Source organism: Alistipes communis (genome assembly GCF_006542665.1).
GTDB classification, from domain to species: Bacteria; Bacteroidota; Bacteroidia; order Bacteroidales; family Rikenellaceae; genus Alistipes; species Alistipes communis.
The window spans coordinates 622,565-639,085 of record NZ_AP019735.1 but is presented as its reverse complement, the minus strand read 5'-3'; the positions used below and the strand labels follow the sequence as shown (position 1 = coordinate 639,085).

General features: G+C 50.1%; 14 protein-coding genes and 2 tRNA genes. 2 read left to right on the top strand and 14 right to left on the bottom strand.

Annotated elements, in window-relative coordinates; all coding sequences use genetic code 11:
• Positions 1-2: 2 nt before the first annotated feature.
• From metH to FMF02_RS02725, 8 genes are all read right to left on the bottom strand, one after another.
• Positions 3-3,629, bottom strand: coding sequence for a methionine synthase (gene metH / locus FMF02_RS02760; protein ID WP_141412135.1), 3,627 nt, complete (start codon positions 3,627-3,629; stop codon positions 3-5).
• Positions 3,626-4,420 (bottom strand): glutaminyl-peptide cyclotransferase, encoded by a 795-nt coding sequence (locus FMF02_RS02755; protein ID WP_394344401.1) that lies wholly within the window; start codon positions 4,418-4,420, stop codon positions 3,626-3,628. Before FMF02_RS02755 ends, metH begins: the two co-directional genes overlap by 4 nt.
• A 235-nt stretch (positions 4,421-4,655) precedes the next feature.
• A tRNA-Phe gene (locus tag FMF02_RS02750) sits at positions 4,656-4,728 on the bottom strand.
• A 315-nt stretch (positions 4,729-5,043) separates the two neighbouring features.
• Positions 5,044-5,277 carry a hypothetical protein gene (locus tag FMF02_RS02745; RefSeq protein ID WP_141412133.1) on the bottom strand — a complete coding sequence of 78 codons (234 nt, stop codon included), beginning with the start codon at positions 5,275-5,277 and terminating at the stop codon, positions 5,044-5,046.
• A 664-nt stretch (positions 5,278-5,941) separates the two neighbouring features.
• Positions 5,942-7,327, bottom strand: a complete 1,386-nt coding sequence (locus FMF02_RS02740; RefSeq protein ID WP_141412132.1) for a leucine-rich repeat domain-containing protein — start codon at positions 7,325-7,327, stop codon at positions 5,942-5,944.
• Positions 7,328-7,407: 80 nt separating this feature from the next.
• Positions 7,408-8,199 (bottom strand): DUF4595 domain-containing protein, encoded by a 792-nt coding sequence (locus tag FMF02_RS02735; protein WP_141412131.1) that lies wholly within the window; start codon positions 8,197-8,199, stop codon positions 7,408-7,410.
• Between the two features lie 42 nt (positions 8,200-8,241).
• A complete protein-coding gene (locus FMF02_RS02730) occupies positions 8,242-8,427 on the bottom strand; it encodes a YodC family protein (RefSeq protein ID WP_141412130.1) in 186 nt (61 codons plus the stop codon).
• A 667-nt stretch (positions 8,428-9,094) separates the two neighbouring features.
• On the bottom strand, positions 9,095-9,391 hold the full coding sequence (locus FMF02_RS02725) for a hypothetical protein (protein ID WP_141412129.1): 297 nt from the start codon (positions 9,389-9,391) through the stop codon (positions 9,095-9,097).
• 229 nt (positions 9,392-9,620) lie between these two features.
• On the opposite strand from FMF02_RS02725, the gene FMF02_RS13935 reads away from it, so the two are divergent.
• Positions 9,621-9,752 carry a hypothetical protein gene (locus tag FMF02_RS13935; protein WP_262710099.1) on the top strand — a complete coding sequence of 44 codons (132 nt, stop codon included), beginning with the start codon at positions 9,621-9,623 and terminating at the stop codon, positions 9,750-9,752.
• Between the two features lie 160 nt (positions 9,753-9,912).
• Here FMF02_RS13935 and FMF02_RS02720 read toward each other — a convergent pair whose 3' ends face one another.
• Positions 9,913-11,082: a hypothetical protein gene (locus FMF02_RS02720; RefSeq protein WP_244611610.1), complete on the bottom strand. Its 1,170-nt coding sequence runs from the start codon at positions 11,080-11,082 to the stop codon at positions 9,913-9,915.
• A gap of 171 nt (positions 11,083-11,253) precedes the next feature.
• On the bottom strand, positions 11,254-11,580 hold the full coding sequence (locus tag FMF02_RS02715) for a hypothetical protein (RefSeq protein ID WP_244611609.1): 327 nt from the start codon (positions 11,578-11,580) through the stop codon (positions 11,254-11,256).
• Between the two features lie 895 nt (positions 11,581-12,475).
• On the opposite strand from FMF02_RS02715, the gene FMF02_RS02710 reads away from it, so the two are divergent.
• On the top strand, positions 12,476-13,315 hold the full coding sequence (locus tag FMF02_RS02710; protein WP_141412128.1) for a ParB N-terminal domain-containing protein: 840 nt from the start codon (positions 12,476-12,478) through the stop codon (positions 13,313-13,315).
• A gap of 68 nt (positions 13,316-13,383) precedes the next feature.
• Here the strand turns inward: FMF02_RS02710 and FMF02_RS02705 are convergent, their stop codons facing one another.
• The 4 genes from FMF02_RS02705 to FMF02_RS02690 form a co-directional block, all read right to left on the bottom strand.
• Positions 13,384-14,583, bottom strand: a complete 1,200-nt coding sequence (locus FMF02_RS02705; RefSeq protein WP_141412127.1) for a site-specific integrase — start codon at positions 14,581-14,583, stop codon at positions 13,384-13,386.
• 104 nt (positions 14,584-14,687) lie between these two features.
• A tRNA-Phe gene (locus tag FMF02_RS02700) sits at positions 14,688-14,760 on the bottom strand.
• A 235-nt stretch (positions 14,761-14,995) separates the two neighbouring features.
• Positions 14,996-15,826 carry a DeoR/GlpR family DNA-binding transcription regulator gene (locus FMF02_RS02695; protein WP_019131302.1) on the bottom strand — a complete coding sequence of 277 codons (831 nt, stop codon included), beginning with the start codon at positions 15,824-15,826 and terminating at the stop codon, positions 14,996-14,998.
• Positions 15,827-15,833: 7 nt separating this feature from the next.
• Positions 15,834-16,511, bottom strand: coding sequence for a ribulose-phosphate 3-epimerase (locus tag FMF02_RS02690; protein ID WP_019131301.1), 678 nt, complete (start codon positions 16,509-16,511; stop codon positions 15,834-15,836).
• Positions 16,512-16,521: the final 10 nt, after the last annotated feature.

Genomic DNA, 16,521 nt, shown 5'->3' with positions numbered 1-16,521 from the left:
GTTCAGACGTTGTTCGGAATGATTTTTTCAACGGTTTCGACTGCCAGTCCGCGCCGTTCGGCGTAGTCGCGCAGCTGTTCGGCGTCGATCTGTCCGACGGAGAAATAGCGGGCATCGGAGAAGAACAACCCGCAGAGCGCTTCGCCGGGCGAGATCATCCAGTTCTCCGTCAGCCGCATGCGGGTCGTCTGTTCGACGGCGAGCAGATCGAAGATCTCGCGTTTGAGCGAGTGGTCGGGCGAGGCGGGGTAGCCGAAGGCCATGCGCCGGCCGCGGTATTCGCCCGCGATGACCTGCTGCGGCGTCGGCGCCTCTGCGGTTTCGTAGCCCCACATCTGCCGCCGCACGAAGCTGTGCACCACTTCGGCGAAGGCTTCGGTGAGGCGGTCGGCGAGCAGCTTGGCCATGATGGCCGAGTAGTCGTCGCCCTCGGAGCGGAACTTGTCGCAAAGCTCTTGCAGGCCGATTCCGGCCGTGAGGGCGAAGGCGCCGATGTAGTCGGTCGCGCCGTCGCGCCGGTCGGCGATGAAGTCGGACAGGCAGAGGTTTTCGGCGCCGCGCGTCTGGTTGCGAAGCATGGGCAGCGTATGGCGGCGTCCCTTCGCATCGGTGAGGAGGATGTCGTCCCCGCGGCTGACGGCGGGGTAGATTCCCACGACGCCTTGCAGCGTGAGGAGCCGTTCGTCGGCGATGCGGTGCAGCAACGCCTGTGCGTCGTCGAAGAGTTTGCGGGCTTCGTCGCCCCGTTCGGGGTGGTCGAAGAGGTCGGGGCAGCGTCCTTTGAGCCCCCATGCGGGGAAGAAGAAGTTCCAGTCGATGAAGGGTTCGACGTCGGCGATGTCGAAGTCGGGGAAGACGAGCCGTCCCGTGTGGGCTGCGGGCGCGATCTGCGATACGGGACGCGGGCGGCGGTTGCGGCGGGCATCGGCGACGGGGATCAGATCACGCAGCCGTTCGCGGCGCAGGTAGTCGTCGCGCAGCCGTTGCTGGCGGGCCTGCACCTCGGCGACATAGGTTTCGCGATCGGGACCCAGCAGGGCCGCGAGGATGCGGTTGTTCTCGCTCGCGTCGCGCGAGTGGATGACCGGTGCCGCCGTGCAGGGGGCGATCTTCACGGCCGTGTGGAGGTCGGAGGTGGTGGCTCCGCCGATGATGAAGGGGATGTGCAGCGAGCGGCGTTCGGCCTCCTCGACCACGTGGATCATTTCGTCGAGCGACGGGGTGATCAGGCCGCTCAGGCAGATCGCGTCGGCGCCCCATGCGGCCGCTTCGTCGACGATGCGCTGCGCCTCGACCATGACGCCCAGGTCGCGGATCTCGTAGCCGTTGCAGGCCATGACCACCGCGACGATGTTTTTGCCGATGTCGTGGACGTCGCCCTTGACCGTGGCCACGATCACCTTGCCCGCCGACTTTCGGCCGGCGGCGTTCTGTTCGATATAGGGGGTGAGCACCCCGACGGCGCGTTTCATCACGCGCGCCGACTTGACGACCTGCGGCAGGAACATCTTGCCCTGGCCGAAGAGTTCGCCTACGCGCGCCATCGCACGCATCAGCAGCCGGTCGATCACCTGCATCGGGTCGCCCAGTTCGCGGTAGGCTTCGAGCGTGTCGGTCTCGATGTGGTCGGTCACTCCTCTGAGCAGAGCGTATTCGATGCGTTCCGGCAGCGGCCGGGTGCGCCACGCCTCCTCGTGTGCGGCTCCTTCGGCCGCGGTGTCGGTGCGGAGGTGCTGTGCGTAGTCGATGAGCCGCTCGGCAGCGTCGGCACGACGGCAGAGGACGACGTCCTCGACGCGTTCGAGCAGTGCGGGTTCGATGTCGCTGTAAACCTGCAACAGCTGGGGATTGACGATGCCCATGTCCATTCCCGCTGCGATGGCGTGGTAGAGGAAGACCGAGTGCATCGCCTCGCGCACGGCGTTGTTGCCGCGGAAGGCGAACGAGAGGTTCGAAACGCCGCCCGACACCTTGGCGTGGGGCAGGTGTTCCTTGATCCAGCGCGTAGCTTCGATGAAGTCGAGCGCATAGCGGTCGTGCGCCTCGATGCCTGTGGCGACGGCCAGTACGTTGGGGTCGAAAACGATCTCTTCGGGCGGGAATCCCGCTTCGGTCAGCAGCCGGTAGGCGCGTTCGGCCACCTCGATCTTGCGGGCGTAGGTGTCGGCCTGTCCCCGTTCGTCGAAGAGCATCACCACGGCCGCCGCGCCGTAGCGGCGGATGGCGGCGGCACGTTCCAAAAAGGTGCCTTCGCCCTCTTTGAGCGAGATCGAGTTGACGACGCTCTTGCCCTGCACGACTTGCAGACCGGCTTCGAGCACCTCCCATTTCGACGAGTCGATCATCACCGGCACACGGGCGATTTCGGGCTCCGAGGCCATGAGGTTCAGAAAGTGGCGCATGGCCTGCGGCCCGTCGATCAGGCCGTCGTCCATGCAGACGTCGACGAGCTGCGCTCCGGCGTCGACCTGTGCGCGGGCCACGGTGAGCGCTTCGTCGTAGTCGCCTTCGCGGATGAAACGGGCGAACTTCGCCGAGCCGGCCACGTTGGTGCGCTCGCCGATGTTGACGAAGTTGGCCTCGGGGACGATGCGCAGCGGTTCGAGACCGCTCAGGACCGTGATATGGCGCGGTGCGGGGAGACGCCGCGGCGCGTAGTCGCCCGCGATCTTCGCAAGTTCGAAGATATGTTCGGGGGTGGTGCCGCAACAGCCGCCGATGATGTCGACCAGCCCGCGCCGCATGTACTCGGCGCAGTCGGCGGCGAACATCGCCGGCGTCTCGTCGTAGCCGCCCATGATGTTCGGAAGGCCGGCGTTGGGGTGCGTCGAGATGCGCGTCTCGGCCACGGCGGCCAGCCGTTCCAGATAGGGGAGCAGCTGCTTGGCGCCGTAGGCGCAGTTGAGCCCGACCGAAAGCGGCCGTGCATGGGCTACCGAAGCGTAGAAGGCCTCGACGGTCTGTCCCGAAAGGGTGCGTCCCGATGCGTCGGAGAGCGTGCCGGAGATCATCACCGGCGTGCGGATGCCGCGTGTGCGGCACTCGTCGTCGACGGCGGCCAGCGCAGCCTTGGCGTTGAGCGTGTCGAAGACCGTTTCGATAAGCAGCAGGTCGGCGCCCCCGTCCAGCAATCCCCGCACCTGCTCGCGGTAGGCGGCGCACATCTCGGCGAACGTGATGTCGCGCGCGGCGGGATCGTTGACGTCCGCCGACATCGAGAGCGTGCGGTTGGTGGGGCCGATCGAGCCGGCGACGAAGCGCGGTTTGAGCGGGTTGCGTGCGGTGAAGGCGTCGGCTGCTGCGCGGGCCACGCCGGCTGCTGCGCGGGCGATTTCGTAGGCGCAGCCCTCCAGACCGTAGTCGGCCAGCGAGACGGCGTTGGCATTGAACGAATCGGTTTCGATGATGTCGGCGCCTGCGGCGAGGTATTTTTCGTGGATTTCGCGCACCACGTCGGGGCAGGTCAGCGCCAGCAGGTCGTTGCAGCCGCGCAGCTGCCGTTCCCAGTCGCGGAACCGTTCGCCGCGGTAGGCCGCTTCGTCCAGCCCGTAGCCTTGCACCATCGTGCCGAAGCCGCCGTCGAGCAGCAGGATGCGTTCGTCGAGTATCTCTTCGATCGGTTTTCTCATTTTTTGACGATTTCGATTTCAAACAACCGGCTCCAATTCTTTCCCGTGACGAAAATGCGCCGCGTGGCTGCGTCGTAGGCGATGCCGTTGAGTACGTCGGTCACGGGGGTGATCTCCTCTTCGGGCAGCAGTCCCGCGAGGTCCACGACCCCTTCGACCGTCCCCGTAGCGGGATCGATGATGACGATCTGGTCGGTGGTGTAGACGTTGGCCCAGATCTTTCCTTCGATCCATTCCAGTTCGTTGAGGAACTGCACGGGGCGGCCGGCGGCCGTGACCGTGATCTTGCGTCCGCGCCGGAACGTGGCGGGATCGACCTCCCAGATGTGCTCCGAACCGTCGCTCAGATAGAGCGTCTCTCCGTCGGTGGCGAGCCCCCAGCCTTCGCCGGCATAGCGTACGTCGCGCAGTTTCTCGAACGTCTGTGCATCGTAGATGTGGGCCGTGTTGTTCTGCCACGTGAGCTGATAGATACGGTCTTTTACGCGGGCGATTCCCTCGCCGAATTCGCTCTGAGGCAGGCGGACGAGTACGTCGGCGCGACCTGTCGGGAGGTCGAGCCGCTGAATCGCGGAGGCGCCGTACTGGCCGGTGCCTTCCCACAGGAAGCCGTCGTCGAAATAGAGCCCCTGCGTGTAGCTCGTCGTCAGGTGCGGATAGCTCGCCTTGACGACGTAGGTATACTGCACGGGTTCGACGGGAGCCTGTGCGGCCGTTGTCGACGGTGCCGGACGCCGCCCGGCGCAGCCTGTGGCCAGAGCCAGCAAAAGAATCGGTAAACTCGGTTTCACGTTTCTAATATGTATATAATTTTACAAAAATACGAATTAAAAACGAAAATGAAAAATTGCAGGTCGATGTTCGCTTCTCCGGCCGTAGAGGGCGGGGTTTCCGAACAAAGTTCGATACGTTTTGATCTGTCTGGCAGCCGTTTTACGGTTGCGGAGCGCCTGACGGGATTATGCCGGTGAAATTCGGATTCCGAATAAAAAAGAAAAGAGTTGTCGCGTGACAACTCTTTTCGTGTGGTACCACCAGGAATCGAACCGGGGACACAAGGATTTTCAGTCCTTTGCTCTACCAACTGAGCTATGGCACCATCCCGTATTGATATATCTATATATCAATGATTTACGCATAGCCTGTTCGCCCCTTGTCTCTGTCTTTTCGTTGCGGTTTAAACACTGGTTTAAACAAATTGCAAGATTAATAAATAGGTAAATTATCTGTAAATCTTATAGATACAAGTTAAAAGCAACACTAAGATAAGGAGAAAATCGCGCAGGAAAATTTTCCCCTGCTCTCCCCTTTTAAGAATGTTGAGTTGCTTTTGTTTCTGTGGAAAACAGCAAGGACAAACATTGTCAAACAGTCTATATTAAGACCTCTTGTCAAAGTCTGTCCTTGTTTCTTTTTATATGAACTGTTCCAAATACTTCTCGTTGAAACCCGTCAGCGGGAAACGGAACTCTTTCTGTTTACCCTCTACCGATGTATAGCCGAATACGGCCGTGTCGCTCTCGATATGGGCTTCGAAAAGATTGAGCTTGCAGCTGGACTTGGGTAAATCTACGATGTTGGGCAATACAATGGCGAGATGACCCTCTTCTACGGCCTTTGGATTCAGCAGATAGGAGAATCCTGCCATATAACGACCCCGTTTCTGGAAACAGACGGTCATATCTTTCGCAGGGTCGATGTCGAGTTCAAAAATATAGGTGAACTCTCGTGGTGTAGGATCGTCTGTTCTACGCCCTACAAACAGACAGATGCCGTGGTCATTATCATAAGATACGCCTTTGGAGATATACGATATTTGCACATCGTCGATCGTCTCCGTGCCTGTTTTTCAATCGATGCTTGGTGTTTTTCTTTTCATTTTAGCTAAAATTTAAATTGTTATTAAATGTTTGATTATGATGTAAATATACGAAAAATTCATGAGATATGCAATAAAATATATAAAAAAGACAGACTTAGAAAAACGATTAAACAGAGACCGTTTGTCCAAGTCTGCCCTTTGATTATAGTTTCATCATTTATGTTTTTTCTCACATTTATTTCGACAATAATTGTAAGTGTAAAATGACAATGTAACTATTACAGAAAACGCAGCAAACATAAAGAGAAACCAACAAGCACAAGACAGATGACATAAATCGTTCAATTCTGAGTATGCTACTCCTACATAACAGACAATTAGAGTTATTAAATTTTGATTTACATATAGTCTTTCTGGCCAATGCATATTACATATTTTATACTTAACCTCTCCCGCCATGTCGAAACACAGCAGGAGAGGATCATTGTTTTTATTCGTCCAATTCAGAAATCGTTGTAAATTTGTTCCAGCCTGTTGCTTTTTTATATGCATCGACACATCCAGCAGGCACTTTCAGAACGGAGTAGGAATTTATACCCATAAATACATTATATCCACAACTCGGCGGTGTTCTCGTTCCGATCTTGAACAATTGGAGCTGGGAATCTTCGTAAAAGATATAGCCTCCAATCTCTGTTACTTGTGTACATGCAGACATATCCACAGTCGTCAATGCTCTACAACCAACGAAGGCTCCATTATCCATATAATACCCATCAACCATTAAAAGTTGTGATCCTTTCTCGAACGTTACGGTTTTCAGGGAGGTACAGCCATTGAAAGCATTAGCTTCAACCGTCTCCACACTTGCAGGTATCTCAATCGTGGTTAGAGAGGTACAATCACGAAAGGTGTTATATTGAATCATTTTCAATTTTGACCCTTTCTCGAACGTTACGGTTTTCAAGGAGGTACAGCCATTGACGACATTTCTTCCAATCGTCTCCACACTTGCAGGTATCTCGATCGAGGTTAGAGAGGTACAACCCGAGAAGGTGCTATCTCCAATCGTTTTGAGTTGTGATCCTTTCTCGAACGTTACGGTTTGCAGAGCGGTGCAATACGGGAAGGCATTATTTCCAATCGTCTCCACACTTGCAGGTATCTCGATCGAGGCCAATGCTGTACAACCATAGAATGCATTACCTACAATCGTCTCCACACTTGCAGGAATCTCGATTGAGGCCAATGCCTTACAATGCCCGAAGACAGACATTTCGATTGTTTTGAGTTGCGACCCTTTCTTAAACGTTACGGTTTGCAGGGAGGTGCAGCCATAGAAGGCTAACTCTCCAATCTTCTCCACACTTGCAGGGATCTCGATCGAGGTCAATGCTTCACAACCCTCGAAGGCGTATTCTTCAATCGTCTCCACGCTTGCAGGGATCGAAATTGAAACCAACAAAGTTTTTGAAAGAGCGTATGATTTGATTGCAGTTAGCGTGTTGGGAAGGATGAGGCTCTTAATATTGGTACATCCAGAGAATACTTGCTCTGGCAAAACCGAAAGGTTTACTCTCGAAATATCGAGGTGCTCCAAACTCGGAGTGGTCCGTATTGTCATAAAGTCAAATATGTTCAACGTCCCAGATAATTTCAATGACAAGGGCTCTTTCAGCCCCAATTCATTCAGAATCCCTGCAAGCATACCTCCCTCAGGAACATGAATCACATCCTTTGCATCTGAATCGGGGTCGGGCGGAGTGGTTTGTCCAGAATTGGAACCTCCGTTCGGGTCTGTATTCTCATCCGTATTGCTCTCTGTGCAACTGCAACACAAGGCTGCTAACAAGGCAAATAAGAATAGCTTTTTCATAATAATGAATTTTTAAGTTTGTCAATAACTCTAATCTCAGAACAGCCCGCTGCACAGGTCTATTCTGTAATGATGACGGATTAATAGTAGGTCAATCTCAAATAAACAAAACCGCCTGTATCATAGGACAACACTATCCCTGTGGGATAGCCTTCGTCATCGTATTCGTAAGATATTTTGCAAGAGTAATAGGGAGATAATTTGCCATCCACGTAGTTTCCTATCGAAGCTAGATAATTGGATGAGATGGAGCCTTTGAAATTGGTAAACAGAGAGTTGTATTCAAAGATTCCGCTGTCGGTGTACGACAATTCTCCATCAAACAAATTAACGTTTAACTTATTCGGTTTATCAGTGTATGTATAAGTGTATGTATGTGTATAAGTGTCATGAAGATTTTCAACGACCTGTCGGCATTCCATCAGATTACCGTTCTCCCAACGATAAGTCACAATATCTCTATCTCTATTGGAACTTTTTGAGGACACATAACCGTTTTCGTATTCATATCGCCAGCGGGTCTCGCCATTAATATCGAATTCGGTAACATAACCGTTATGATCAAGAATAAATGCAGCGTCATAATTCCATGGATCGTAACCATGATCGTTATATTTAACGCTGACACTATTGTCTGTATAGGTATAAGGATAATCACCACAGAAATCATGATCACCATTGATGGTAACTTTCGCAAGGCGGCCGCTGTCGTCATAACTGAAATTATAATAGCAGGTGCCATTCCTAAATATCTTTTCTATCTGTTTAAGTAGTTTTTGCGATGTCTGGTTCTCTTTGTTATCATCCTCGGAACAGGCCGAAAACAAAATACTCGAAAACATCACTGCGGCAAATAAGAATAGTTTTTTCATAATGAGTTTGAGTTTTAAATTTCTAAATCACACGCCAGTAGTTCATAGCTTTTCGATTTCGTTGATATGGAACACTTCATGTTTAAGATGGTGATCCCCATTAAACCACTTGCATTCAACTTTTTCTGGATGTTCTACACCATCCATTGTTTTGAATGGATACTGAGCGACTGTCATTTCATAGCCACCAGATTTTAGTCTGACAACATCTCCGATCTTAAAATCCATAATTTGTAAGATTTCTTACCGTATCAACTCCTGCTGCGGTGGGTTATGGGTAAAAAGAAAGTGTGGAGTTGTTCGTTTATCTATCGAGAGGCATTTGGCGTAGCCCGAGAACAAATAAACAATACCCCACACCGAATAGAATATATCGAGAATGATATATGCCTACACACGGTGATGAGTGTTCGTATTGCTTATCCTTGTTCTCTAAAATCGCCAAATTTTCTCGATAAGGATTAGCGAAACACTTTCACTAAACTAATATGTCTTCGTCCGTTTGGGGACGATGCCACAAAGTTAGGAAATGTTTTTCAATACGCAACACTCTTGGGGTATTGTAGTTACAAAGTTCCCGAAAACAAAGTTATTCTGCAAGGTTTTTATGATTGGATTCTGAATTTTCTTTGTTGCAGTTTGGGAAAATCGTCTCCAAGACGATCCGCACTTCCCGATGTCTCCGTATCGATATGCAATATTACATTGTGTCGTATCTTTGTTTTACGCTGTCTCGGTGGCGTAAAATCCATTATTTGCAATCTGTTATTGTGCAATATTCCAGCATTAAGCCAACATAAAAACAGAAATCAGAGGTTGCAAAATCTTCTCGAACTTGCAATTCCCCTGATCTCTGTAATTTATGAATTTACTATATCGATATGCAAGCTAAGTTTTACTCTCCTGCAATCTTTTGTATCACGCCGTCCATGTAGATAGCCTGTCCGCTGGTGGTACGTCCCCACCAATGGCAACCGAGTGCGTCGATTATGACCTCGCCCTGCTCTTTGAGTTCCCGTGCCAAGTAAGGCGATACCAGCCACCATTCGAAAACCTCCTCCTCGGTATCGACGAAAGGATAGGTATACTCCTCGTCGATCTTGCCTGCACGGATGAGTTCCCCGACCACCTCGTTCTGCCCATAAAACACATGCAAATCTGCAATGCGTTTTGCCCTTGATTGTCTATCCATATTTTTAGATTTTACATTCAATAAGGGGCGGGGGCTTTGATCTGTCTATCTGTTCGTGGGTAGTATACAAATTGATTGTTAATTTTTTAATCAACTGTCAAAATGGCAGATAGAATTGTTTGGTATATCGTTTGACAATGCTTTATTGTATGGTATCGAGATAGCTACCGATGAATCGCGAGTTCAACTATTAACGCTATCCTTTTGTTAAACTTAAAATGAAGAAACTATGGCTAAGAAAGTTACTTCAAAGTCTGTTGCCTCGAAAGCCTCAAAAGCATTACAAGATGGACGTTCGAGTGCAAGAACCAAAAGTATTGCGGCAAGTGCTTTGTCCCAAAGGGAGTCAAAGAGAAAATAAGTGCCAAAATATTTAGGATGTGCCTGACAAAGACTAGTCTTTGTCAGGTTTTTTATGCCAAATTTGCAGTATTTTATTTGGTAATCATCCTGTCCCTAATAATGGTCATGCAGGCCGTTGTCTTGCCATTGATTTTAGGCGTGGTCTGTTTTACCTCGTATCATTTATTGAGGTCTGCGGCCTTTGCTCTCTGCTTTATCCCCAAATCATCGTAAATGCGTTGCAATTCTGCTTTGACCTTGCTTTTGGCAATGGGTGTCAACTTTGCAAAGGTCGCATTTATCATCTTCACGATCTTATACTCGGTCGGTGCAGGCTGGCGTTTCATCAACTCTCGTTTAATATTGCTCACATGGTATTTCAACGCCTGCACTTTGTCTGTTCCCAACTCGTCGTAAGCCTGCTTCACCAACGGATATTTAACCGCTATTTGAGCGCATAAATCCTCGTGGCTCTCCAATGAAAAGAACGGCTTGGTTGTTTTCAGACGGTGGTATTCATCGAACAAGTCTTTGAACGTAACCCGTGCGTTGGCCTTGTTCTCTATCTTCTCCATAATCTCGCTGAACGTATGACGGGTTATCGTATAGCCGTTCTTCTTTAATTCATCTGTAAGGTTTACATAGGTTCTGTAAATATGACGGCATATCTTGAAATTCACAATATCCATATTGGCAAGGTTCTTATCCACCACCAGCCGATTATCCTCTATGCGTACATACTGCTCGTTGATATATTTGATTTTCGATAAGGTCTTTTCTCGTGCCGTTTCACTCAATGAGTTTATTTCCTTGGCATAATCTACCGCTTCTGCAAGCACTTTCTTTGTAGATGCCACGAATTCATCCAATGTCACCTCTCGGCTGTACTTGGTCGTGGAATAGACGTGTACGATTTCACCTTTATACTTGGAATCCCGTAACCGTCCGCAAATCTGCGTGAACAAGGTCGAAATATCCAACAAAGTGTGGGACTTGTTGCCGTCGCTAACGATGAATGTAACGCCGTTCTCGTCGTAAAGGTCGCACCCCTCAAAGCAGGTCGAGGTGTAAAAGTTTATCTTCCTTACGGGGTCTGACGGCTGGCCGATGGGATACTCCCTGCCCAACTTGCGCTGGTTGTTCTCGCTATTGTCCCCGCTAACCGAACAAACGACTTTAACCTGTTCGGGAGTAAGTTTAGCCATATCTATCACCTTTGCGATAAACTCCACGCTGTTTACGAAGATATGCAGGTTGTGTTCCAATCCGCTGTCCAGCACCTTGCGGCACTCCTTGACGATATACTGTGCTGGTTTGGATGTCTGACGGGAACGGATGTTGACTTCCATTAAGTGCGGCCAGTCGATTTCGCAAACAGGCAGGTGTTTCAACTCCTCCAAAACATACTCCTGTTCTATCGGAGTAGCCGTCATATAAGTCGCCCTGTCGAATTTAGCGGCTTCTGCAAGTAAATTCTTAATGGCGGTATGGCGGAACGAATAGGAGTTGAACAGTACGTGTCATTCGTCCACCAATAAGAATGTATCTTTATAAGGGTCTATGCCTATACTCTGCAATGCCTTGATGGTTCGTGGTAGGGAATCGTAGGTAACGGCGATCTTCAATGGAGAATGGCTCTGTGCATAGGCGATAATCTCCTGTTCTGTTACGCCCTCGTAAACACCCAGTACGGATAGATCGTCTTTGCGGTAGATGGTCTTGTTCTTCACCAATGCCACGTAAGGCATGGCGATAATGGTTGGAATGGAATTGCGGATAGCCAACTCGGTAGCTCCGCATCCCGTCTGCTTCTTGTTAAATAAGCAGTTTGCAGGAATTACGGTCATTCACGGTTTATTGGTCTCCTTGTTGATTTCTCCCAAATAAGTTACTCCCTTGGGAGCGGCGATAACTCAATTTTGATTTGCATGGTTATTTGTATTCACATTTATAAAGGTTTGATTGTTAAAATATCTCTTTATTTGAAATCTTCTGTCTCTGCAATCTTCCATATTTTTTAATCCTGTAATTGTATTTATAAAGGAAATATTCATTTCACACTCAAAAAATGTGGTAACCGATAAATAAAGAACAGTTTCAATCACGAAAAATAGGTTTTCCAATAAAGTATGATAAATACTTTTTTTAGCGATATTTTTTTTACACGCAAAAATGCGTGAATAAAAAAACTGGCAAAAAAGTTTTTCATCGCACAAGTCGTGAGAAAAAAATTATCGCAAAAAATCGTACATCGCTTTTTCGATGAAAAGTTTTTTTGCATGAATAATTTGTTTTCATTGTTACATGATGCGTCATTAAAAGCGGCTGTTTTTAGTGGATGCACTTTCTGACGATTCCATATTTTTCGATTCTGAAACTATCCTATTAAAGGGAATCTTCATTTCACACTCAAAAAATGTGGCAACACCACGCAAAGAAAAGGCAGACGAATCTGCCTTGTAGGAACTGCTCGATTGGTAGTGGTGGATGCAGTATCTCGAATTTGCCCTGTAAAGATATAAAATATTTAACCGAATGTCAAGTAGTTTGACAAGTGCTTTTAACATATAATCCAAACAAGCCTGTGCATCGCCGATAACTCGCTATTTAATAGGATATAACGATTCCATTTTATGCTGACCTTTGCCCTGCCGTAAGGGTGTTCCTTGCAGTCTGTAATCTTCGGGCAGGGATTGCAGCCATTATCAGCCCCTCTGTTAAAGGACAGAGTAACTAAAAGCCATGAAAAAGATGGTAATTTCAGTAGATGACGCACAGCGTCAGTTTGCATTCGTCAAAGGCAATCGACCTGTAAACGTTAGGGCCGTGAAGCAGAAAGAGAAATCCATGAAAGCCTATGGGCAACTAACTCCTATCACGGTAACCGATGGAGAACGGGTAATTCAGATGGGCGGCCGTCTGGTCGATTTGAAGGGAAACGAAATCCCTGACGGGGATGCAGGAAAGTATTACGCCGTACTGGACGGCCAGCACCGATTGGTGGCCTATCAGAATTTGGGATTAGATTTGAATGACCTTGTAATTTGCGAACCTCTCAATGCCGAGTTGTCCATTACGGAGATCATCGCGCAGATGAACATCTGCACCACCGTCTGGAAAAAGTCGGATTACATGGCCGCACCTGCCATGATGCTCAAAGAAGCCAACGAGGTATTCGATTTCGCCATGTTCCTGCACGGCAAGGCTTGTCCCCTCTCCACGATCTCGTTATGGTGCTTCGGCAAGAAATCCCTGCAAGCAAAAGACTTGGTGGAGTGTCTCAATACGAAGAAACTGCCCGAAATCTTTGAGGATAAAGCATGGTTTCGTTCCAGCATAAGGTGGTTCAAGGCCGCACAAGGGAAATTCAAGGATAAATTCCTTATGAACAGGTATTTGATCGACTTTATCACCAAGCAACAGAATCCCGATGAAGATTTCGAACAGTTCACGACGGAGATGGAACGGAAGATCAATGCCCTCACACGCGACCAGGCAGACCAGATTATGAATCCTCACAAAACAGAAGGTATGGCACGGGAGCAGTTGATTATGGATATGCTGACGCAGTATCTCGGTTAAGAATCACTTAACCGCCTTTAAGGTTTGTAGAGGTCGGGAGCCTATCGACTCCTGACCTCCTTTTTCCTCTATAACAAGTGCTGCATAGCCGCGTCGATCTGGCTGTTTTCAAAGCTATCCAAGTAGATTTGCGTTACCTTTTCAGAACTATGTCCCAGCGATTCACAAATTATCGACGTGCTAACGCCCTCACGTTTCAATACGGTCGCAAAGCTATGCCGCGAAACATAGGTTGTTAAGTCGATCGGGATTTCCAACTCTTTTCCCACCTCTTTCAATCGCTCGTTCACTTTGGAAATGACTTTGTGAACTCGGTTACGCTGCTGTTGCTCGGTTTTATGAAATGCAGAAAGTATAGGAAACAAAAAGAGCGCACCGTCTTGTTGGTAACGATCTATAATCTCCCGTGCTGTGGGCTGTAAAGGTAGCCTTATCAACTTATGCGTCTTTCGCCGTGTGTAGATTAACCTCCCATCCACGATATTATCTGTTTTAAGGTAGGCTATATCCACGAAATTGATACCACCCATGAAGTAACCGAACGCAAACAAATCGACTGCAAATTGCTTGTAAAAATCATTACTGCGGTATTCGATAATCCGCATGATGTCTGCCTTGCTTATGGCTCGCTTTGCCGTCGCTTGGTGCAGTTTGGAAACCTTGTAGGATTTGAATGGGTAATAATCTGCTTTCACACACTTTTCCTCAATGGCTACATTATAGACTGCCCGCAAAGTACGGAATCGGCGACCTATCGTATTTTCTGAAAATCCCTGTCCCCGCAACCATGTTTCATAGCGTTTCAACCAAACCGTGTCGATGTCTGAAAAGTAGATATTCAGATGCCCGTTGAATTTCAGCAAGGAATTATAAACTTCTTGATGCGAAAGCGCATAGCCTGTTCGCCCCGTTTGCTTCAAATTCTCGATTTGAGACCGAAATACTTCATCAACCGTGCGTTTGGTAGTCTTATCTACAACTCTTTCATGTAACGATGTTGCGGTAAACTCTTTTTTCTCGGCCTGCAATTCAATCATTTTTGCACGATAGGCTTCTATCTTATCAGCAATAAGGCGTTCGATATGCAAACGATTAGGACAATTTCTACGTGGTTTGTTTTTCTCGAAATCCCACAATGCAGGATTGACCGAAACACCGATGCTGGAATATTTCAACTTACGGTCTTTCGTGATTCGTAACATTAGCGGTGATTCATTGTTTGCCAATACTTTGGACTTGTAGCAAACGACCTCGATTGTGGCACTCATGGTTTAAACAACGGTTTAAACAACCTGTTCAAACGTGCATAAAACCGCTACGAAAAAGATAAAAGAAGAACGACCTACATTGCTGTAAGTCGTTCATTTTCAAGTGGTACCAGCGGGAATCGAACCAGCGACACAAGGATTTTCAGTCCTTTGCTCTACCAACTGAGCTATGGCACCATCCCGATCCGGAACGGATTTTCGTTCGAATCGTGGTGCAAAGTTAAGGATAATTTTTAAAATTCCAAATTCTGAGTAAAAAAATTCATTCCCTTTCGACGCTTCCTTCGCTCCTCGTCCTTCGACGCTCCCGGAGAAGGACGAGTGCATATCCGTATCGGAAGGCTGTACCGCTCCCTGTACGGACGAAGATCCCGCTGGGCCGATCCGTATGGCGTATGCAATGCGGAGCGGGTCAAGGCACCGTCGTCCGGATGACTTCGACGATACGGACGTCGATGCCGGCTTCCTGCAATTGTTCGACCACGATCGGCGACACGCCGTCGTCGGTAATGACCATGTCGATGCGGTCGACGTCGCACATCTTGCAGAATCCCCGCCGGCCGAATTTCGAGGAGTCGACCAGCGCGATGACCTTCTGCACCGTCTCGATCATCATCAGCGCCAGGTGACCGCCCATGAGATTGGTCGTCGTCACACCGTAGTTGAGATCGAAACCGTCCACCCCGAAGAAGAGCTTGCTGCACGAAAACTGCCGGAGCATCTGTTCGGCGAAAGGCCCTACGACCGAAAACGAACTGTTGCGCAGCACGCCGCCGAGCTGGATTACCGTGCATTCGTCGTTCTCCGCGAGCGTCGTGGCGACGCTCAGCGACGTCGTGATCGCCGTCAGCTCCTCCACCTCGCGGATCTCGCGCGCCATGGCGAGCGTCGTCGTCCCCGAAGCGATGAGAATCGTGTCGCGCGGTTCCACGAGCCGTGCGGCATAGGCTCCGATGGCGCGTTTTTGGTCGGAACAGAGTTTCTCCTTGTCGTTGACGTGACGCTCCTGAATGTAGGGGTTGGCCAGGATCGCCGAACCGTGTACGCGGTAAAGCATCTGCTGCTGTTCGAGCAGCGTCAGATCCTTGCGGATCGTCACCTCCGAGACGCCGAGCATGTGGGCCAGTTGCGAAACGGACAGCGATGTCTGCTGGTGCAACAGTGCCATGATCCTGCGGTGCCGTTCGTTGACGATCGCCGGTGCCTGAGGAAGGGAGAGAGTGTGTTCGAGAGGGGGCTTCATGTTCGTGCTATTTTATTGCCTGTCGGAAGAGCGGGATACTTTCGTCGAGGGTCATTCCCTTGCGGTAGATGCCTGCCGTCCCGCCGACGAAGATCGAGGCGCCCATGTCGCGCATGAGGCGGGCGCGTTCGCAGCTTACCGACCCGTCGACCGAAATTTCCGTTTCGGGGTGGCCGTGTTCGTCGAGGAAGCGGCGTGCGGCAGCGACCTTGTCGAGGATGCCGTCGATGAGCTTCGCTCCGGCGAAACCGGGTTGGACGAGCATCAGGATCACCCATTCGATCTCGTCGAGATAGGGCGTCAGCGCCTCGACCGGCGTGGAGGGATTCACCACCAGTCCGAAATGCGCTCCGCGCGCCCGGACGGCTTTCGCCAGCTCGTGCAGCTGTTCCCCCAGTTCGACGTGCAGCGAAATCCGGTCGCCGGGACGGATGTCCATCGCCTCCATGATCGGGAGGGGGTGTTCGACCATCAGGTGGATGTCGAGCGGCAGCTTCGTTACGCGGTGCATCGCCGCGATGAAATCGACGCCGAACGTGAGGTTGGGAACGAAATGGGCGTCCATCACATCCACGTGGAGGTAATCCACGCCGTTGCGTTCCAATTGCTTGATGTCGCGCTCCAGATTCATCAGATCGGAGCACATGACCGAAACCGATATTTTTCCTTCTTTGGTGGGTTGCATGGTGTATTTA